Source organism: Acinetobacter defluvii (assembly GCF_001704615.3).
Classification (GTDB): Bacteria; Pseudomonadota; Gammaproteobacteria; order Pseudomonadales; family Moraxellaceae; genus Acinetobacter; species Acinetobacter defluvii.
Genome location: NZ_CP029397.2, coordinates 1,838,186 through 1,859,295, shown reverse-complemented (window position 1 = coordinate 1,859,295; position 21,110 = coordinate 1,838,186). Strand labels below are relative to the sequence as shown.

Annotated in this window: 17 protein-coding genes; 8 read left to right on the top strand and 9 right to left on the bottom strand. The window is 36.9% G+C overall.

Translation table 11 applies throughout. The features are described 5' to 3' along the window. The first annotated feature begins 231 nt into the window (after positions 1–231). The 3 genes from DJ533_RS11250 (at position 232) to DJ533_RS11240 (ending at position 5,442) form a co-directional block, all read left to right on the top strand. Positions 232–975, top strand: coding sequence for a COG4705 family protein (locus DJ533_RS11250; protein ID WP_065993080.1), 744 nt, complete (start codon positions 232–234; stop codon positions 973–975). A gap of 352 nt (positions 976–1,327) precedes the next feature. After that, positions 1,328–4,267, top strand: a complete 2,940-nt coding sequence (locus DJ533_RS11245) for an insulinase family protein (RefSeq protein ID WP_065993031.1) — start codon at positions 1,328–1,330, stop codon at positions 4,265–4,267. A 20-nt stretch (positions 4,268–4,287) separates the two neighbouring features. After that, on the top strand, positions 4,288–5,442 hold the full coding sequence (locus DJ533_RS11240; protein WP_065993033.1) for a phospholipase A: 1,155 nt from the start codon (positions 4,288–4,290) through the stop codon (positions 5,440–5,442). Positions 5,443–5,508: 66 nt separating this feature from the next. Here the strand turns inward: DJ533_RS11240 and DJ533_RS11235 are convergent, their stop codons facing one another. The 4 genes from DJ533_RS11235 to DJ533_RS11220 all read right to left on the bottom strand — a co-directional run bounded on the left by DJ533_RS11235 (position 5,509) and on the right by DJ533_RS11220 (position 8,645). Beyond that, the gene (locus DJ533_RS11235; protein ID WP_065993034.1) at positions 5,509–6,861 is read right to left on the bottom strand and encodes a TrkH family potassium uptake protein; all 1,353 of its coding nucleotides are present in this window, start codon (positions 6,859–6,861) and stop codon (positions 5,509–5,511) included. 8 nt (positions 6,862–6,869) lie between these two features. After that, positions 6,870–7,523, bottom strand: coding sequence for a potassium channel family protein (locus tag DJ533_RS11230; protein ID WP_065993035.1), 654 nt, complete (start codon positions 7,521–7,523; stop codon positions 6,870–6,872). A 123-nt stretch (positions 7,524–7,646) separates the two neighbouring features. Then, complete coding sequence (locus DJ533_RS11225) at positions 7,647–8,255, bottom strand: Maf family protein (RefSeq protein WP_065993036.1); 609 nt, start codon at positions 8,253–8,255, stop codon at positions 7,647–7,649. A gap of 6 nt (positions 8,256–8,261) precedes the next feature. Further along, entirely contained in the window at positions 8,262–8,645 is a 384-nt protein-coding gene (locus tag DJ533_RS11220; RefSeq protein ID WP_065993038.1) for a DUF2237 family protein, read from the bottom strand. 139 nt (positions 8,646–8,784) lie between these two features. Here DJ533_RS11220 and DJ533_RS11215 point away from each other — a divergent pair, with 139 nt between their 5' ends. Next, entirely contained in the window at positions 8,785–9,972 is a 1,188-nt protein-coding gene (locus DJ533_RS11215; RefSeq protein ID WP_065993040.1) for a phosphoglycerate kinase, read from the top strand. A 140-nt stretch (positions 9,973–10,112) separates the two neighbouring features. Then, the gene (locus DJ533_RS11210; RefSeq protein ID WP_065993041.1) at positions 10,113–10,394 is read left to right on the top strand and encodes a hypothetical protein; all 282 of its coding nucleotides are present in this window, start codon (positions 10,113–10,115) and stop codon (positions 10,392–10,394) included. A 62-nt stretch (positions 10,395–10,456) separates the two neighbouring features. Here the strand turns inward: DJ533_RS11210 and DJ533_RS11205 are convergent, their stop codons facing one another. Then, positions 10,457–11,761 (bottom strand): IS4 family transposase, encoded by a 1,305-nt coding sequence (locus DJ533_RS11205; protein WP_109849248.1) that lies wholly within the window; start codon positions 11,759–11,761, stop codon positions 10,457–10,459. A 169-nt stretch (positions 11,762–11,930) separates the two neighbouring features. On the opposite strand from DJ533_RS11205, the gene fba reads away from it, so the two are divergent. Next, a complete protein-coding gene (gene fba / locus DJ533_RS11200; protein ID WP_065994962.1) occupies positions 11,931–12,968 on the top strand; it encodes a class II fructose-bisphosphate aldolase in 1,038 nt (345 codons plus the stop codon). A 248-nt stretch (positions 12,969–13,216) separates the two neighbouring features. Here fba and DJ533_RS11195 read toward each other — a convergent pair whose 3' ends face one another. Next, positions 13,217–14,707 (bottom strand): amidase, encoded by a 1,491-nt coding sequence (locus tag DJ533_RS11195; RefSeq protein WP_065994963.1) that lies wholly within the window; start codon positions 14,705–14,707, stop codon positions 13,217–13,219. Between the two features lie 26 nt (positions 14,708–14,733). Continuing rightward, positions 14,734–16,194 carry a GGDEF domain-containing protein gene (locus tag DJ533_RS11190; protein WP_081406136.1) on the bottom strand — a complete coding sequence of 487 codons (1,461 nt, stop codon included), beginning with the start codon at positions 16,192–16,194 and terminating at the stop codon, positions 14,734–14,736. Between the two features lie 256 nt (positions 16,195–16,450). Here DJ533_RS11190 and DJ533_RS11185 point away from each other — a divergent pair, with 256 nt between their 5' ends. Beyond that, entirely contained in the window at positions 16,451–16,936 is a 486-nt protein-coding gene (locus tag DJ533_RS11185) for a hypothetical protein (protein ID WP_065994964.1), read from the top strand. Between the two features lie 114 nt (positions 16,937–17,050). Here DJ533_RS11185 and DJ533_RS11180 read toward each other — a convergent pair whose 3' ends face one another. Continuing rightward, positions 17,051–17,830, bottom strand: a complete 780-nt coding sequence (locus DJ533_RS11180; RefSeq protein ID WP_065994965.1) for a ferredoxin--NADP reductase — start codon at positions 17,828–17,830, stop codon at positions 17,051–17,053. A 107-nt stretch (positions 17,831–17,937) separates the two neighbouring features. On the opposite strand from DJ533_RS11180, the gene tsaA reads away from it, so the two are divergent. Continuing rightward, positions 17,938–18,657 (top strand): tRNA (N6-threonylcarbamoyladenosine(37)-N6)-methyltransferase TrmO, encoded by a 720-nt coding sequence (tsaA, locus tag DJ533_RS11175; RefSeq protein WP_065994966.1) that lies wholly within the window; start codon positions 17,938–17,940, stop codon positions 18,655–18,657. A 69-nt stretch (positions 18,658–18,726) separates the two neighbouring features. On the opposite strand, the gene DJ533_RS11170 is transcribed toward tsaA, so the two are convergent. After that, complete coding sequence (locus DJ533_RS11170; protein ID WP_065994967.1) at positions 18,727–20,928, bottom strand: hypothetical protein; 2,202 nt, start codon at positions 20,926–20,928, stop codon at positions 18,727–18,729. Between the last annotated feature and the right edge of the window lie 182 nt (positions 20,929–21,110).

Sequence of the window (21,110 nt, the reverse complement as noted above, 5' to 3'; positions counted from 1 at the left end):
AATAATGGTGTAATGTTGAGTGCTTATTTTAATGTGATGCAGTAAGAAAAACGTTTGAATCCTCACAGTATTGACTTACTAAATTTTGATACTCAAGTTTTACAGGATGTTTTTTCATCCATAATGCCCATATAAATACATGATGTAAAATGTTTGAGTTTTGAAAAGCTTAAGCTCAAATTAAGTTCTTCCACCAATCATGATACTTTCTTCAATATTCAGAATGTTGTCATGCAAAACTTTAAATCTGAGCTTATTTCTAAAGTTCCTCAAGTCACTTTGCTGTTTTGGATCACTAAAATATTTGCCACAACATTCGGTGAAACAGCAGGTGATGCCGTTTCTATGTCTATGAATTTAGGTTACTTGGTCAGTACCTTTATTTTTGCTTTTATTTTCATTACCTTTGTCTTCTTTCAAATTCGTTCTAACATTTATCGACCCTATTTATATTGGTTCACCATTATTGCCAGTACCACTGTAGGAACAACATTAGCAGATTTTGTAGATCGTTCATTAGGGATTGGCTATCTTGGTGGAAGTGCCTTATTACTTAGCTTAGTGCTCATTTCTTTGTATAGTTGGTATAAAGTTGAAGGCACAATTTCTCCGCACGCGATTGATCACCCACGTAAAGAACTGTTTTATTGGTTGACCATTACGTTTTCGCAAACCTTAGGCACAGCATTAGGTGATTGGTCGTCCGATAGCGCAGGATTGGGCTATACAGGGGGTGTTTTCTTATATGTAGGGTTGTTGGTGGTTATTGTTGCATTGTATTTTGGGACGAAAGTATCACGGACGGTGTTGTTTTGGGCAGGCTTTATTTTGACACGTCCTCTGGGGGCAGTCGTGGGAGATTTTTTAGATAAACCTATCGATCATGGTGGTTTGGATTTGAGTCGCTTTGCTGCATCTACAGTATTGTTGGTTGCAATTTTAGTCTGTATTTATTTGTCAAAAAAAATCAGTTGAGTTCAGATATAATCTTCTTAATCTACTATTTAAAAGTACATCCTGATATTTAAATAGCCTAAGCAATTGGGCTTTATTTTTGTGATTTAAAAACATCAATAGAAAGTAGTTGTATATTCAGCGCTATTTTAAGTAATAAAAGCTTGAGAATACGCGCAGCGAGCATTGTCAGCCTCCTAAAACAAGCCATTTTAAAATTTTATCAATAACTTGAAAAATAATTAAATTTACAATTCCGAGTATAAAGCTAGGGATTTTTGTAATGACAATACTTTTAATAGATGAATTAGATTGAATTCTGAATGTATAATGCCATATTAGATGTCATAATTTTTTAATTTTAGGAGATCACATGACTGTAGATGTCACTGAAACCTTAGCCCAAACTGTTCATCCTGCGTTTCAGTTGGTACGTCAACACCATGTTGAAGCTTTAGATATTTTAGTTTCAGAATATAAGCATAAAGTGACAGGTGCGGTACATTTTCACTTAGCGACAGAACATGACGAAAATGTATTTCTGGTTGCCTTTCGTACCCAGCCGATGGACTCCAAAGGTGAAGCGCATATTTTAGAGCATACTGCATTATGTGGTTCTGAAAAATTTCCCGTACGTGATCCATTTTTCTTAATGATCCGCCGTTCAATGAATACATTTATGAATGCATTCACCGCAGCGGATTGGACAGCTTATCCATTTGCAACTCAAAATAAAAAAGATTTTCAAAACTTACTTGAAGTGTATATGGATGCAGCTTTTGCAGCCAATTTAAATCCATTGGATTTTGCTCAAGAAGGCATTCGTATTGAACTTGAAAATGGCGAACCTGTGTATAAAGGTGTAGTTTTTAATGAGATGAAAGGAGCAATGAGTTCTCCTTCAGACCAGCTCTATCACCAACTGGCACATCATTTATTTCCAAAAACGACGTATCACTACAATTCAGGCGGTGATCCAAAAGACATTCCTGATCTGACTTACGATGAGTTAGTGACTTTCTATAAATCACATTATCATCCAAGTAATGCAATCTTTATGACTTTTGGGGATCAAACAGCCTATGATTTACAAGAACAGTTTGAAAAATTAGCCTTATCAAAATTTGAAAAAGGTCAGACTTTATACTCAAAACCTGAACAGCGTTTGGCTGCGCCGATTACGGTGCAAGAAAGCTATGCACTAGATGGTGATGAACTTAAAGACAAAACTTATCATGTTTTGTCATGGTTATTGCCTGAGGCGAGCAATATTAAAGTTCGTTTAGGTATGCGTTTAGTCGAAGGAATTTTATTAGAAAATTCAGCTTCACCATTACGTCATTATTTAGAAACATGTGGCTATGCACAGTCTACAGGTCCATTTATGGGCTTAGATGATTCTAACTTTGAAATGACATTCTATTGTGCTGTGCAGGGTTCAAATCCTGAACATGCTGAAGAATTTAAAAATGGTGTATTGCATATTTTACAACAAGCCGCAGCTCAACCTGCTGATCCTGAGATTGTAGAGGCAATTTTACATCAAATCGAATTGCATCAACGTGAAATCAATGGTGATGGTACGCCATATGGTTTATCTTTGATTTTAAATGGTTTAGGAAGTGCGATTCATCACAATGATCCTGTACATGTATGGGATGTAGATACTGCCATTGCTGAAGTAAAAGAAGAACTGAAAGACCCAATGTGGTTGTCAAACTTGATTCAAACCTATCTTTTGGACAATACACATCGTGTGCAATTGACTTTAGTGCCTGATGCCAATAAATCAGCACAAGAAGCCGCAGATGAAAAAGCACGTTTAGCAAAAATCGGCGCAGCATTAACAGAGGCTGAAAAAGCAGAAATTATTGCGCAAACTGAAGCGTTAAAAATCCGTCAAGAAACCGAAGATGATTTAAATTTATTGCCGAAAGTGGGCTTGGAAGACATTCCTGCGGATTTATATATTGTGCAAGGTCAACTTCGTGAAATTATTTCTAATCAAGTCGATACACCTTTAAATCTGTATCATGCGGGTACCAATGGAATTTATTATCAACAAGTCTTGATTCAAATTCCTGATCAAATTGTAAAATCACCGTATTTCAATTTGCTGTCGATTTTGATGGGTGAAGTCGGTGCGGGACAATATGATTATCTTGAGTTACAACAACTGCAAACTGCGGTAAGTGGTGGCTTGGGAATGGGTGCTTCTTTGCGCTCAAAAATCAATGATAAAGGTAAAATTACCGCTTGGTTGACGTTAACGACTAAGTCTTTATCAGATAAACTTGACGCAATTGGCTTGTTAAAATTGGCATTTGAGCAATTACGTTTCGACGAAAAAGATCGTATTTTAGAATTGTTGCAGCAACGCAAAACACGTTGGGCATCGCGTTTGTCTGGTTCAGGACATAGTTATGCGATGCAGATTGCATCTCGTAACAGCAGTGCCTTAGCACAACGTGATTATCAAAATACAGGCTTAGGCGCGTTAAATTGGTTGACTGAATTAGTCACTAAGATTGAACAAGATCCAACTGAATTTGATGCGCTGATTGATGAATTAAAATCTATTCATCGTGGCTTAATGCTTGCACCTAAACAATTTTTGTTGGTATGTGAAGAACACCATTCTGAGCGTTTACTTGAAGAGATTCAAAATGTTTGGGATAAATTAGATGTAGATCATGCACCCGTATTGTTAACCGAAGTCGAACAGTCATCCAGTGATGCAGATGAAGCGTGGCTGATCCAAGCCAATGTGCAATTCTGTGCATCTGCATATCCAGCAGTTGAAGTATCGCATCCTGATGCTGCACCCTTGATGGTTTTGGCAGCGTATTTACGTAATGGTTTTTTACACAGCGCCATTCGTGAAAAAGGTGGCGCGTATGGTGGTGGTGCAAGTTATGATGGCAATGCGTGTGCATTCCGTTTCTATAGCTATCGTGATCCACGTTTAGCAGAAACTTTTGCAGATTTTGAAGCAAGTTTGAATTGGTTAATGACGGAAGAACAGAAACCACATCAGCTTGAAGAAGCAATATTAGGTTTAGTTTCTAGTATGGATAAACCAGGTTCACCAGCGGGCGAAGCAATTACCGCATGTTATGCGCTATTGCATGGACGAACACCTGCATTTAGACGTCAAATGCGTGAACGTTTACTCAAAGTGAGTCTAGAGGATTTAAAACGTGTTGCACAAACTTACTTAATCGATCAAAAGCCAACAAAAGCAGTGGTCGCACCATTTGCCAAAAAAGAGGCTTTAGAACAATTAGGTTTTGACATTAAAAAAGTAAATTAAAACTCTTTTTGGAGAATACTATGTCGTTCAAAAATTTTGAACGCACACCATTGAACCTGAGCATCTTAATGATGCTCAGTTTTGGTTGGGTGACTGCTACACATGCAGAAGATGCTGCTTTAGTGAATCCCGCAAGTACTCAAGCATGTGTGGCTTTAGAGTCGAATGCAGATCGTTTAGCTTGCTACGATGCGATTTTTAAAGTGGGGACAACTGAGCCTGTACCTGTGATTGTATCAGAACAGCGTGCAGCCAAAGAGCTCGAAGCACCAAAAGCTGAGCAGCCACAAGGTATTAAAGCTAAAATTGAAGATAAAGTGGACAGTCTATTTGCAGTACACGCTGCCAAAATTGACCCAAATACTTCATTATTAGATAAGCGTTGGGAACTCTCGCCTGACAGTAAATTAGGGACATGGAATATTCGGGCATATCAACCTGTGTATTTATTGCCTGCTTATTGGACAAGCAATAAAAATGAATTTCCACACAGCCCAAATCCGCAAAATACCGTGGAAGAAGAACAAGATTTAAAATCCACTGAAGCAAAATTTCAGATTTCGTTAAAAACCAAAGCGGTTGAAAATTTGATTGGGGATAATGGTGATCTCTGGGTGGGTTATACCCAGTCATCTCGCTGGCAAGTATATAACGAAGATGAGTCTCGTCCGTTTCGTGAAACCAATTATGAGCCTGAAGCGAGTTTGATGTTTAGAACCAACTATCAGGTATTGGGATTGAATGGACGTTTACTCGGACTGACTTTAAACCATCAGTCTAATGGACGTTCTGATCCTTTGTCTCGTAGTTGGAATCGAGTAATTTTAAATCTTGGTTTTGAAAAAGATAATTTTGCTTTGATGGTTCGCCCGTGGTATCGCATCAGTGAAGACTTTAGCGATGACAATAATCCTGATATTAAAAATTATATCGGACGTGGTGATATGACAGCTTTTTATCGTTGGAAAGAGCATGATTTTTCCTTGATGCTACGTCATTCACTGAAAGGAGGGGATGATTCACATGGGGCGGCACAGTTTGATTGGGCATTCCCAATTAAAGGTAAACTTCGTGGACATTTCCAACTGTTTGATGGTTATGGTGAAAGTTTGATTGATTATAATCATCGTGCAACTTATGTCGGCTTAGGCGTTTCATTGATGAATGCTTATTAAAAGAAAAGAAATAAAAAAACCGCTCAAAATTGAGCGGTTTTTTTTATGAATGAAAATCATAATGGATTAACCCACTTGAATTTCAGCATTAGGATGACTAACTCGGCTTTTATTCGGTGTTGCAATCAAATATGCCAAAGTTAAAGGACCTAATCTTCCTGCAAACATCAGTAGCATTAATGCAATCAAACTTCCTGTGTGTAAGTCCTCAGTGACTCCACGTGAAAGACCAACAGTACATGCTGCAGATACTGCTTCAAACAATAAATCCAAGAATTTTTTGTTAGGTTCAAGTACCAAAAGGGTAAAGAAACCAATCAAAATCAACAGGGAATTAATCGCAATCACTGCAAGTGCTTTAAATGTGGCTTGGTGAGAAATCGAGTGACCAAATACTGTAATTTCGTCTGAGCGTTTTAAAAAGGTGATGACACTTAAAATCATGATAATAAATGTCCCAATTTTAATACCGCCAGCAGTACTTAAAGAACCACCACCAATAAACATTAGCACCATTGTTACTAAGGTTGAAGCATTGCTCATATTACCGACTTCTAGACTATTAAAGCCTGAAGAGCGTGGTACAGTGGCATGGAACCATGCATTTAAAGCTTGATCACCTACAGACATTGGCGCAAGTGTTAAAGGATTAGATGCTTCAATGAGCCAGATAGTCACAAAAGCAAACAAGTTCAAACCTGCAATGGTGGATAAAACTAATTTACTATTGGTGGATAGTTTTTTCCATTTTTTTGCACGTTTAATGTCCATCAATACCACAAAACCAACACCACCGATCATGTACAACATACTGATGGTTAAAGTCACCATATATTGGTCAGAAAAGCTCATTAAACTATTGGGAAATAAAGAAAAACCCCCATTATTAAAGGCGGAAATACTATAAAAAAGGGCGTAGAAGAAAGCATGTTCAATATCATAGTGATTTGACCATGCAATGGTTAAAATCGTGGTACCAATTGCCTCAAAGAATAAAGAATAAATCAGTACACCTTTAATCGTGGTCGTGGCTTTAGATAGGCTAGTTTGTCCAATAATTTCTTGTGCCATCACTTGCTGTTTTAGACCAACACGAGATGACAAACTCAACGCAGCCAAAATCGCAAAGGTCATAAAACCCAAACCACCACATTGGATGAGCAACATGACCACTACTTTACCAAAAGTCGTAAAGGATTCACCGATATTAACCACAGATAAACCCGTAATGGTTACAGCTGAAGTTGCTGTAAACAATGCATTAATCCAGGAAAGATCGCCATGATGTGCAAAAGGCAGTTTTAGTAATAAAGTACCAATGATAATGAAACTTAAAAAACCTAAGGCTAATAAACTCGGTGGACTGAGATTAATGCGATTATGCTTTTTATTGATCAATTCTTTTTTAGATAAACGCATAATTCATTCTATAAAAAGCGATTAGAAAGTTGTCGTAATTGTTCCACCGGACCTTCAACAATCAAAATATCTTTTTCTTGTAAAATAGTGCCAGGTGCAATTTGATAAATCACATGTGATCCACGTTGTAATAATAATGTTTGAATCTCACTATTACTATCGTCCATCAAACTTTGAAATTGAGCGCCTTGTAAATTTGAAGCAATTTCAATTTTTACAATATAACGTTCATTATTTAATGCCATATAACGACGAACCATTGGGTAACTTAAGGATTGTGCGATTCGAATTCCCATATCCTCTTCTGGATGGATGATTTGATCAATACCTAAGTGCGATAAAATCATATGATGTGCTTTAGATTTTGCTTTGACTAAAATTTGCTTAATACCTAAATTTTTTAAATGTAATACGCATAAAATACTGGCTTCAATATCTTCCCCAATGGCAACTACCACCGCATCACAATTTTGAATATTCAGTTCGTCAAGTACATGCTCATCTGTACCATCTGCAATGACTGCATGGCTAATTTGATCTGCTAAGTTTTCTACATTTTTTTTAAGGGTATCAATACCGATAACATCATGTTTTAAATGGGTCAGTTCCAATGCAACTGTACCACCAAAACTTCCCAAGCCAATGACTGCAAAGAGCGCCATAATTTAATCTATCCTTACATATGCAGATCAATGATTGAATAATAACTGATATTTTGTAAAAATTAACGCATGTTTGATATTGAATCATCACTTGAGTCTATAAATAAAATTTAAAAATGCAAGCTAGGGCAGTTGAATCCCGAACTTTCTCAAAATCTCACATAATTGAATCATTGGCATCCCCATGAGCGTGGTTTGATCTTGTCCAATCATGTGCTCAAATAAACTTATTCCTAAACTTTCACACTTAAAACTACCTGCACAATGTAAAGGTTGATCTTTTTCAACATAACGCTTGATTTCAGCAAGGCTTAAAACTCGAAATTTTACATGATAATGTTCAACCAACGTTTGTTCGAAACCTGAAGCGAGATGTTGCACACTGAGTGCAGTACTAAAATAAACATTCTGACCTGAGTTGGCTTGTAGCTGTTGGATGGCATTTTCTACAGATAAAGGTTTGCCAATAAAGTCTTGAGGAGCATGTTCTCGCCACGCCACTTGATCTGAACCAATGACGATGGCATCAGGATGATCTTTGGCAATCACTTGCGCTTTTTCAAAAGCTAAACGCTTTGCCAAATCATCAGCATGTATTTCAGCCTGTGGAGATTCGTTAATATTAAGTGAAATACAACGATACTCCAAACCCAAACGATTCATTAAATCTTTTCGGGTTTGACTAGAGGAAGCCAAAATAACTTCACTAAATGGGGTTGTTGAAGTACTCATAATGAATTAAACCGCATATTCCATCAAAATATCTAAAGGAACATAAGCCAACACGGCTTGATGACATGCTTCTACTTTAACTCTTGGTGCTTGCCCATCTTGATAAGCCTGAACCCAACGTGTTACACATAAACACCAAAAATCACCAGGTTGCAAGCCAGGGAAACCATGCTCAGGCAGTGGGGTGATCAAGTCATTGCCCATTTTTTGTGAATAACTGAGAAAATCAGAGGTCAACTCCACACAAACTGTATGTTGTCCAACGTCACTGGGTGCTGTATGACAAAAACCATTACGAAAATAGCCTGTGATTGGTGAGAAACAACAGCTTGCTAAAGGTTCACCAAAGACATTTAAACCATTAATTTTAGGATCAGGATGAAAAGACATAAGCGCATAAATATTTAAAGTTTTGCTTATAATAATCAAATCTCAATATTTCTACAGCTTTTCTACAAAAGTCGCTAACCTTTTTTTGTGTAATCATTTAGAATCAACGCGATTTTAATATCTATAAAGTGAGCGATACATGAATTTTCAGCGTATGACTGACCTTAATTTAACGGGCAAGCGTGTTTTGATCCGTGAAGATTTAAACGTTCCTGTTAAAAATGGTGTAATTACCAGTGATGCACGTTTACGTGCTGCATTACCGACCATTAAATTAGCCCTAGAAAAAGGTGCAGCGGTCATGGTTTATTCTCATTTAGGTCGTCCTGTTGAAGGTGAAGCAAAAGCTGAACAATCTTTAGCGCCTGTAGCAGCATATTTGACAGAGGCTCTGGGGCAAGACGTTAAACTGATTACTGAATATTTAGATGGTGTTGAAGTTGCAGCAGGTCAAGTCGTGTTACTTGAGAACTGCCGTTTTAATGTTGGTGAAAAGAAAAATAATCCTGATCTTGCTGCAAAATATGCAGCACTTTGCGATGTATTTGTCATGGATGCTTTTGGTACAGCGCACCGTGCAGAAGCATCAACTGAAGGTGTTGCACGCTTAGCAAAAGTTGCAGCAGCAGGACCTTTACTTGCAGCAGAATTAGATGCTTTAGGTCGTGCATTACAAACGCCTGAAAAACCAATGGTTGCAATTGTTGCTGGTTCAAAAGTATCCACTAAACTGGATGTTTTAACATCACTTTCTGATATTTGTGATCAATTGATCGTTGGTGGTGGTATCGCTAATACTTTCTTGGCAGCAGCAGGTTATAACGTAGGTAAATCATTATGCGAAAATGATTTGATCGATACCGCAAAAGCCATCGCAGCAAAAGTGTCTGTACCTCTTCCTACTGATGTGGTTGTAGCGGATGCTTCTGAAATCAACTTTGATGATTTCTTGGGTTCTTTAGCAGCAGCAAAAGCAGTTGTGAAAAAAGTTGAAGATGTTGCCGACAATGACATGATTTTAGATGTCGGTCCTGAAACTGCAAAAGCATTTGCTGAAATTCTAAAAACCTCAAAAACCATTCTTTGGAATGGTCCTGTAGGGGTATTTGAGGTGGACCAATTTGGTGAAGGGACAAAAACATTGTCTTTAGCAATTGCTGAGTCTGAAGGTTTCTCGATTGCAGGCGGTGGTGATACTTTAGCTGCAATTGATAAATATGACGTTGCGGACAAAATCGGTTATATCTCGACTGGTGGTGGTGCTTTCCTTGAGTTTGTAGAAGGTAAAACATTGCCTGCGGTTGCTGTTCTATTAGAACGTGCATAAGCATACATTTCGGTTTGTAATGACAGAAGGTTGACTACGGTCAACCTTTTTTCATGGGCTATTCATTTGTTGGTCATGAAAATGAAATATATCTGAAATAAACTGATAGATATTAAATCACCCGCTGTGGAAATTACGTGATGAAATTAAATCTTGCACTTGCTGTACTTCTTATTGCTCCTTTAACTCTAGTTGCTTGTTCTAAACAAGAAAAAGCACCAGCTGCTGAACAAGGTACTGCTTCTGAAGCTGTAGCAACAGATACAGCATCTGAAACAGTAACAGCAGAGCAACAAGCAGCTATTGATGCGCTTGATCAACCTGTTTTAGATGAAAAAAATACAGATGTTCCTGCTGAAAAAGCCAATGCACCAGCTGATGCTGCAACACCAGCAACTGAAGAAGAAGCAGCTGCACACTAAACTTTTCAAAGTTTTGTAGTAGTTTGTTTAAAAGTCCCTGCAAATGCAGTAATGCCAGTCAGTTAAGAAATTGACTGGCATTTTCTTGGATATTTTTGTGCTTTAATTTTCACGACTCGTGAACATTCTCTCTGCCTTTTTTCAGGTAATACAAATATTTTTGATTGTTCAAATAATTGTGCTAAATGTTTAGGTAAGTTTCCTGCTGACTCTAAAGGCGTATGTCTTAAGATATTGATAATACCTATGGATGCAATATGGAAACTGATCCTTAAAGGACTGACATTTGCATGTTGGGCGATAAATTTCATCTGTCGTCTCAAAATATTATAAGCTATAAATACACCCCACAATTCTTGATACACCAAATCAGGTTGCTTACTTCTTAAAACCTTTGAATCCTGTAAATCACTTTTAATTTCTCGATAACACATTTCTATTTCCCAACGCTGCATATAAAGCATCGCAAGGTCTTTGAATGGATACGCTTTAGAATCTGTCAATGATGTAATGTAACGCCTCGTTTTTCCTGCATATTCAACTTCAAGCAAACGGGCTTCCCAATAATCACCTAATGCTGGATTGATCTTTTTTGCTCTTGGTGAAACAGGCATTTTTATCTGAAAGTCATGGGCGGCATTATTGTGAATAACTTCATAACGAAGGTTATCTTTTGCACGCATCAACCAATGACTTTCTTCTGCCTGAGATTGCCAACTCACTAAAAAATCAGCAGAGAAGTAAGCACGATCAAATAAGGTAATACTATGAGCAGGTGCTTTTAATTGACTAGCTAAGGTTAATTCACCTTGATCCATACTGCCAATTTGGGCATCGATCATTTCATGTGTATTGGTATTCACAAGACAAGTTGCTCTAACTTGTGGATAAGGAACAACTGCTGTTTTCCCTTTAGAAGAGCCAAAGTGCTTAAAGTTTTCTTCGGTATGAGGCATAGACCAAACCACGCCGTCTACAGCACAAACGCACAGACCATGAAAGTTATTATATTGTTGTTGTGAGTCTTTAAGCCATGCCTGACTTAATGTTGAAAATAAAGCACTCATAGGTTCTAAACCTAAGCGCTGTCTTGCCTGTACCGATGCACTAGGTACACAGTATTCTGTTGTACCGAAAACAAGTTGTAATTGCTGAACTACATACCAAATTGGTTGGTTTCGAAATAGAGCAAGTCCAATGACTAACCAAACAACATGTTCAGCAGGAAGTTTTCTTTTTCGAATGGATGCTTTACCTGTTTGATTTAAGCAATCTTCAATCCAGTTTAAATCAATTAACTCACTAAATTGAGAAAGTGAAGGCAAGGTTTGTTGTAATGTTATATCTAAATTCTGAGATAATTTCATAAAAAAAAGAGCGTATTTACATACACTCTTTTTACAGCATTTTAACTTTTTTTGCTTAACTGACTGGCATTACCTGCAAATGCAGGGCTTTTTTTTGAAATAGTCAATATTGTTGCTGAATTGAAACAAATCACAAGGTAGAATATGCGACATTACCTGGGAGGATATTATGGCTCTTATTTCATTGCGCCAGCTCTTGGATCATGCCGGTGAACACAGTTACGGCGTTCCAGCGTTTAACGTAAACAACTTAGAACAAATGCGTGCAATCATGTTAGCCGCAGATGCAACGAATTCACCTGTTATTGTGCAAGCTTCTGCAGGCGCACGTAAATATGCTGGTGCACCATTTTTACGCCATTTAATCTTAGCAGCCATCGAAGAATGGCCACATATTCCAGTGGTAATGCACCAAGATCATGGTACCAGCCCAGATGTATGCCAACGCTCAATCCAACTTGGCTTCTCATCAGTGATGATGGATGGCTCTTTAGGTGCTGACGGAAAAACACCAACAAGCTATGAATATAACGTTGATGTAACACGCCGTACTGTCGAAATGGCACATGCATGTGGTGTTTCTGTTGAAGGTGAAATTGGCTGTTTAGGTAGCCTTGAAACGGGCATGGCAGGTGAAGAAGATGGTGTGGGCGCTGAAGGCGTACTTGACCATTCTCAACTGCTTACTTCAGTTGAAGAAGCGACTCAATTCGTAAAAGATACCAATGTAGATGCTTTAGCAATTGCAGTCGGTACTTCACATGGTGCGTACAAATTCACACGTCCACCTACAGGCGATATTTTAGCGATTGACCGTATTAAAGAAATTCATGCGGCACTTCCAAATACACACCTTGTAATGCATGGTTCAAGCTCTGTACCACAAGAATGGTTAGCGATCATTAACCAATATGGCGGTGACATTAAAGAAACTTATGGTGTTCCTGTTGAGCAATTGGTTGAAGCAATCAAACACGGTGTGCGTAAAATCAACATCGATACAGATTTACGTTTAGCCTCTACAGGTGCGATGCGCCGTATGATGGCTGAACAACCAAGTGAATTCGATCCGCGTAAATTCTTTGCAAAAACTGTTGATGCAATGAAAGATATTTGTGTTGCACGCTATGAAGCATTTGGTACAGCAGGAAATGCTGACAAGATTCGTCCTATTTCTTTAGAGAAAATGGTAGAACGTTATAAATAATTCGTTTTGAATGGTTTATACAAATGGATCTTGACCTAAAAGTAGTTAATTAAATAAAAATCTAAAATGCTGTAAGAGTGAGCATATGTAAATATGCTCATTTTTTATGAAATTTATCTGCGAGTTTAGATGGAATGCCCGATTGTAAAAGCAGGTTCAATCAATAGCTAGTTATCGGTTTTCAAAATAACCCATAATATGTGGAAATTTATAGACTTGAACAACGACGATAATTTCCTTATTGTGTCTTAAACTACGATGTTTTGATACTTTGGCATCCATGGTTGTGCTTGCTCAAGCTGTGCTGCGAGCTGTAACAGTAAATCTTCTCGTCCAAACGGCGCAATGAACTGTGAACCAAGTGGTAAATTATTTTTATTCCAATACAAGGGGACTGACATAGCAGGTAAGCCAGTGATATTTGCCAATTGAGTAAACGGAACCCATTGCAAATTATTTTTAATCAGATGTTCAACCAATTTTCCTTTTGCTAATAAATGTGCTTGATCTAATTTTAATAAACTTTTTAAAATCGGTTTTTGCCAAGCAGGTGTTTTAATTTCACCGTTTTTAGGCGCTACAGAAGCGGTTGCAGGTGTTAGATAAAGATCATAGTCTTCAAAAAAATGATTCATGCTTTGTACATAGTTTCCCCAGTTATTGAGGTTTTGAATATAATCTAATGCAGTGGCTTTGGCACCAAAAGCAGCAATGGCGAGTGTGTCGAGTTCAAAGTCTTTGTCTTTTGCACCAAACTCACGTTTGAACTGTTGTACCGTAAAAGCGCATTGACTAAACCATGTGATAATGAAGTCTTTGGCGAGTTGCATACCATCAATTTTTGGTGCGGTTTCTTCAACATGATGACCAAGGGACTCTAACAGTTTTATAGTATTTAAAATGGCAGCTTTGGCGTCTTGAGAGACCAGTGTTCCAATTGGGGAGTCAATAGAAAATGCAATTTTTAAGGGTCTTGGTGCTTGCTGGATCAGCTCTAAATACTTGCCTTGAGGCTGTTCAATTTTGAATAAAGAGTTCTGTTCAGCACCTTGTGTCATATCTAACATGGCAGCACTGTCACGTACGCTCTTAGTAAGTACATGTTGAGAGGCTGCACCATGCATTGCTTCACTCATCTTTGGTCCCCAAGGCGTGCGACCACGACTCGGTTTTATACCAAATAGACCACAATAAGATGCAGGAATACGAATCGAACCACCCCCATCACTTGCACCTGCAATTGGCACAATACCAGCTGCTACTGCGGATGCTGAACCGCCTGAAGAACCCCCACTATTATGTTTTAAATGCCATGGATTATGGCATGCGCCCCATGCTTCAGGTTCTGTGATGCCCTTAATGCCAAACTCAGGTGAATTGGTTAAACCAAATGGAATTGCACCCGCATTTTCCCAACGTCTTACAATCTCGGAATGTTGAGTAGAAACATAATTAAGTTTTTTTAATGAATTTGAACCAAAAGAAGTAGGGACACCTTGATACTCTTGATGTAGGTCTTTGAGTAAAAAAGGAATACCTGAAAATAAACCACTATGTTTTTGCTTTGAACTTTGAAGAGCTTGTTCATACATTGTAATGACAACAGCATTTAACTTTGGATTAACTTGCTGAGTGCGTTGCCAAGCGAGTTGTAATAGCTCAGTGGAAGTGACTTGCTTTGTTTGAATAAATTTGGCTAAAGCCAAGCCATCATATTGGTCATATTCTGTGTATTTCATAAAATTCCTATTTAATAAAAATTTAATTAGAAAGAGTTTTGTAAACCTATTTCTAAACAAATTTGATTGCGTCCTTTTTCTTTTGCTTGATACAAAGCTTGGTCTGCACGATTAATTAAATGTTGCAGAGGTAGAGCTGAAGGCAGTTTTTCAAAACTTAAGCCTATACTAACACTAATATAGATGTGTTGATGTTTATCTAACTCTATAGGCAATGATTGGATGGTATCTCGGATTCTATCAGCAATACTGATACTTTGCTTAAGACTGACATTTTTTAAAAGAATTGCAAACTCCTCACCTCCTAGACGACCAAGCAAATCATCTTCACGTAATACAAGTTTTATTCTTTCACTAAAAATTTGTAAGACTAAATCACCATTATAATGTCCATATTGATCATTTATATTTTTAAAATGGTCTAGGTCTAATAATAAAATAGCAATAGTTTTTTCTGCCTGCAGTTTGTTTTTTGCCCTAATAATGTCTTCACTTTGTTCGTAAAAAAACCGACGATTCATAACAGTTGTCAGGCTATCGTAGTTCGCAAGATATAAGATTTGTTGATACAGTTTTTGTCGGTTTAAACTATTAATTGCTAAGGTTAAAGGTCCAAGTGCAAGCATGAATAGACCAATCCGTATAGAAATCGTTGTACTTAAAAATGCGTCAGAAGATTGATCAATATAAAATTCATTCAATGTATTGTTCAATAACATGCACACAATACAATTAATAATTGCAACATAAAACAAGTTATAACTCAAAGATGCCCAGACCAAAGCTGCAATAGGAAACATAATTGCCCCAGGACCAATAAAAAAATGCGTCAAACCCACAGAAATAATCACCGCAATTAAAGGCAATAAATCCTGATAAGAAAACTGCTTGAATTGAAGGTTTTGTAAATAACTTTTAAGATTCTGTTTCTCGGGAATGGCAAGTACAATCGGTAAAAAGGCGATCATATTTAAAATTTCACCTGACCACCACATACCAAAATCTATCCACACTCGCTCTGGTGTCATGAATGTATTTTCAACGTATGGAATGGTCAATGCTGCAAAAGCAGGACTTGCTAGACAGCCGCCGATTGAACAAAGTAAAAACAAATACAGGAAAGTAAGCCCTTTGTTATATTCTTTATAATTAAGCTTAAATAGCGCAATCAGTGCTAGGGTGACGACAGGATTAAGTAAATTGGCAATGGTTAATAAAAAAGTCACTAAAAGTGTATTGCCTGTTAATAAATCAGCAAGCATAAAACCTATAAATGCACCGAACCATCCACTAAAATTATTCAGAGATCTAAAACGAAGCAATAAGCCCAATAACACGGCGTTGGCAGGCCAGCAAATAGAGAGGAAAAATAAAGGTCGTGCTAAAATGCCACACAGCGCACAGATAAAAATAATGCTCGCAACAATGATAAAAGCATTTAAATGCTGCCTAAAACCATGTTGGAATGTTTGAGCAAATATAGGCAAATGGTTGATCCTACACGAGACAGGGTGTATCACTACACAATTATTTTATTAAGTGAATGGTATCGTTTAATTATTTCATATAAATACCTATTTTTGTATAAGAATTATTTTTTTGTAGTGTAATTGACGTATTTTTTACAGTTTATTTATTGAAATGAAAAGATATAAAATATTGTTCGTATATGGTTATTTTTACATGCTTTATTTGCAAAATATGTTAGTTTAAAGACAAACAAATCGCGGTATACACTTAGGTATGAAAAAAACACTATTAATTTCTTTATTGGTTTGTGCATCAAATTTAGTATTTGCTGAATCACCTACAGCTAAGTCGGCTGCAACGACACAAGCGACAGCAACTTTAGCTGCAAATACGATTCGAATTTCAACACGTCCTGAAATTTTAGGTTTGTGGGGCATGGAAATACCCAATAATAAAAAATGTGTAGAATATTATAACTTTCGTGGTGGGAATGAAGTTGTTGTGAATAGTGGTAAAGAGTGGTCAGCAGGTTTGTATGATTACCAGCCTTCACCCGATAATTCAAAAGACAAGCCTCCCGCTCTAATCATGCAAATTAAGTATGAAAATAATGAAGCTGATTGTTCTGGTCGTCAGGAAAATCAAGCAGGCGAGGTGTCGCAATATTTTGTACGTTGGAAAAATAACAATACAATAAATTTTTGTGCTTCTGAAAAAGAAGAACAATGTTTTGCTACTCTAAACCGTGTTTTACCATAATGTTAAGTGCTGAGTGAATATTGTTATTTCACCTTATTTCAAAAATCTAAGCACTAAAAATGAATAAATAAAAAACCGAGTTGATTTAAACTCGGTTTTTTATACGTGTAAAAATTATTTTTCTACAAATGCACGTTCGATCACGTAGTCACCTAGAACACCCATTTTAGGTGACTCTTTTAAGCCATGTTGATCAAGTAGTGCTGCAACATCATCAAGGAAAGCAGGGCTACCACATAGCATTGCACGGTCAGTTTCAGGATTGAAACGAGGTAAACCAATCTTTTCAAACAATTGACCAGTTTCAATCGCAGTAGTAACACGACCTTGGGTGTGGAATTCTTCACGAGTCACTGTTGGATAATAGATTAATTTTTCTTTTGCACCTAACTCTGAGAAAAACTCATGATTTGGTACTTCATTTAAAATCAAATCTTGATATGCCAACTCTGAAATAAAGCGTGTACCATGTACCACAATAATTTTTTCAAAACGTTCGTAGGTTTCAGGATCACGAATTGTAGAAAGGAATGGAGCAAGACCCGTACCAGATGAAAGTAAATAAAGGTTTTTGCCTGGATTTAAGTCATCTAGCACCAAAGTTCCTGTTGGCTTTTTAGAAATTAAGATCTCATCGCCTACTTTTACTTTTTGTAAAATAGACGTTAATGGACCATCAGGAACTTTAATAGAGAAGAACTCTAGCTCTTCTTCATAATTTGCGCTTGCGATTGAATATGCACGCATTAAAGGCTTACCATTCACTTCAAGACCAATCATCACAAATTGACCATTTTTAAAACGGAGTGCGGCGTCACGTGTTGTTTTAAAACTGAATAATGTGTCATTCCAGTGGTGTACGTGAGTAATCTTTTCGACGTTGAAAGCAGCCATTAAAGGTCTCAATATAAATTATCAAATTAGAACAGCTTGCTATTCTAATCTAAAATCATTCTCTATAAACTGAATATATTTAATTGAACTTATCAGAAAAAGTGATTATGCCTGATCTTCAACTCCCTATTATTGGATATATGCACTCACCTTATCAAGAAAAATTTGGAATTCCACGCCAACCCAATTTAGTACAAGTTGAATCTTATATTGAGATGATTGCCCCATATAATGACTTATGCGCTTTTGAAGGCATTGCTGAGTTTAGTCATTTATGGTTGATTTGGCAATTCCATGAAAATAAAAATAGCAATGAAAATCATAAATTTAGACCACAAGTTAGACCACCTAGGCTGGGTGGGAATCAAAAAATAGGTGTATTTGCTACTCGCAGTATGTACCGTCCTGCACCCATAGGTTTATCTGTTGTACAACTTAAAAGTGTGAAAAAAGTAGGAAAATCAGTGCATGTTTATGTGACTGGAAGTGACTTATTAGATGGCACACCGATTATAGATATTAAGCCGTATATCCAATATTCTGATGCCATCCTACATGCAAAAAGTGCTTATGCTCAGCAAGCACCTGTAAAAAAACAAGTTATTTGCTCTAAAAATGTACAATCTAAAATTCAGCGTTTGATCGAAATGGACAAAATGACTGTTCAGACTCAGGATGAGTTAGAGCAAGTCCTGTCTTTAGACCCGCGACCTGCTTATCAAGATGATGAAAAACGTATTTATAAAATGAAATTTGCAGGTTTAGATGTGAGTTTTACAGTGCATGAACACGAAGTCAGCATTACTGATATTGTTGAAATGGATTGATTGAAAAATTATTATAAAAAACAAAATTTGAAAATAGATGGAATGTTTTCCCATCTATTTTCCATGATTTTATTTAAAAATAATGATCAGTATGAGCACAACACTGATGCCGAGCAAAATACGGTTGATCCATTGTGCAGTGGTTAACGGTTGATCTATTTTGTGAGTATGTCGTCTGCGTGTCGTGCTTCCATTTAACTGTCCAACATCAGGTTTTTCTGCTGTTGCACGATCAAACTCTGCTGCCAAGCTTAACAACCACTCTTCAACGTCAGGATCATTTTTATTTAGATCATTGCTCGGTGAGGCATAAAAACGCATCGCATTTTTGAAAGAGATTTCATCCATTTGAATTTTAGCGGTTTCAACCAAGTAGAAGAAAGCTTGTTTACTGTCTTTTTCTACATATTTTCCTTCAGTATGAAAATGTGCCATTAGTTGCATGGCTTCAGGATCATCGTTCATCACTAAACTTGCAATAATACCAATCGCTTGTTGGGCTTTTTCATGGTCATCTTCATTGGTTTTTAAGATTTCAAGTGCTTTGATAAGTGCAGGATTGCTTACATCAGGAATGGCCGCAACTGCGGAAATTTCGTTATTTGCTTCCACAGCTTGAATAGGTATGTTTGTCTCTGATGTGAATGGTTTTGTTACTTCTACGATTGTGGGGAATATCGTGCTAAGTGTTAAGAGAAACTCATCAGCTTGCGTATCATTGAGTAAATAACCCGAAGGTCTGCGCAAAATTTTGTCTTTAAAATGCGCTTGCCAAAATGATTGTTGAGTAAAACTGTCTTGGAACTCAAAAGCACTTTGATAAAATGCAGTCATCGCTGCTTCAAATTGCGCAAGTGACAAATCAGAAGGCGTGTATTGAATCACAGAATAAATCTCTTCAATTTTATTTTCAGCATTTTTAGTGTAGGGAATCACTAAACTCACAGCGGTTTTTGTTGGGGTATAAATCTGAATTTTAAGATAAATTGCATCAGTTCGCCCTGTTGGCAAATAAGCATGAATATCTTCACAAAAAATTTGGAATGGATGGTTCTGCGGATTATTTTCAAGTTCTGTAAATGCTTTTTCCCTAGGGTTGTCTTGCATGAGCTTAATAATTTGAATTTTATTTTCTTTGGTGACCAATAAACATGGCGTCAAACTTGAGCCATCAAGCATAGAACTCGCATAACCTGCTAAAAAGCCCGCATGTTTAAATGCACGTATAATATTGGCAGTAATTTCAGGTTGTTCTACATCTTTTAAAGATGAAGGAAAATAGACTAAATGATCAGAGGACAGCGCCATGTATTTTTGAACATACTCAAGACAGCTTTGAACTGGCTGAGCATCATCAAATAAAATGGCAGTAAGTACACTCATCGGGAAAGAAATCTGATTTTGAAATACAAATACTTGAGCTAATTCATAGCGGAAAGTTTCGTCTTCATCCTGGCTAAACATGGCTTTATATTCTTCAAAACTAAACCATTTCACGCTACTCAATGTTTGATGGGCAATCGTTGTGCCCAGATAATAACTTAGTGCAACTAAGAAATTAGATTTTTCTTTATTTTGCATAAAGTCAGCATATTTTGTTGGATTGAGCTGTTCATGCTGACGAATACTATTTAATAGTAAATCAATTTTTTGAATACTGGCTAAGGAAAAATCAAAATCAATTAAATCCGTAGCTTTACGGTAGGCGTTTCCTCCTGAAATATAAGCATGTTGTTGTAATGCTTGAACATAATTAGCACAATATTCATTAATATTACGAGTGTTTGAGCCTGCAATGACAGTTTGACGAGAATGCACATAAGTTAGACAAGTTCTGTCAGAGGTTTCACCTTGTGTGAGCAGATCAGAAATCACCCCTAAAGGTAAACACACTTGGTGATGAATAATCGCAACCATTGAGCTAAAAAAGTCAAGGGGTAGCTCATAATCCGAAGGTAAAATTTTGATGGCTTCGTAATAATTATACCATTCCACTTTTTGTTGGGTACGCTCTGCAATGACATCGCAAAGATAGCCAATCACCACCATCAAAAAATTTAAACCATCTTTTTCAGTAACAAGATCATTTGGACGAATATTTTGATGGTGTAATGCAAGTAAAAGTTCATCAATTTGTTTTAAGCTGTCATCACTAAAATCAGCTGTAATTTGAAAAAGGGTGTTGGCATACTTTAAGCCAAGAGGAGGCATTTTCTTATGATAAAAGCATTGCAATAAATCTTGCATGTCTTGTTGCGTTTTTCGGTTCATAATGCACTTGATTATTGATTTTTTAACAGATTATCATAAATAAAAACAGTGATGTAGCTATTGGTTTGCTTAGTTGAGTTATATTTTTACTAAAAGTGACTGAAAAGCAAAAAATAGTTCAAACCTATAAAAAATATAATTAGAAGAATATGCTTTTTTAGAGTTTAAATATTGTTTTTCAG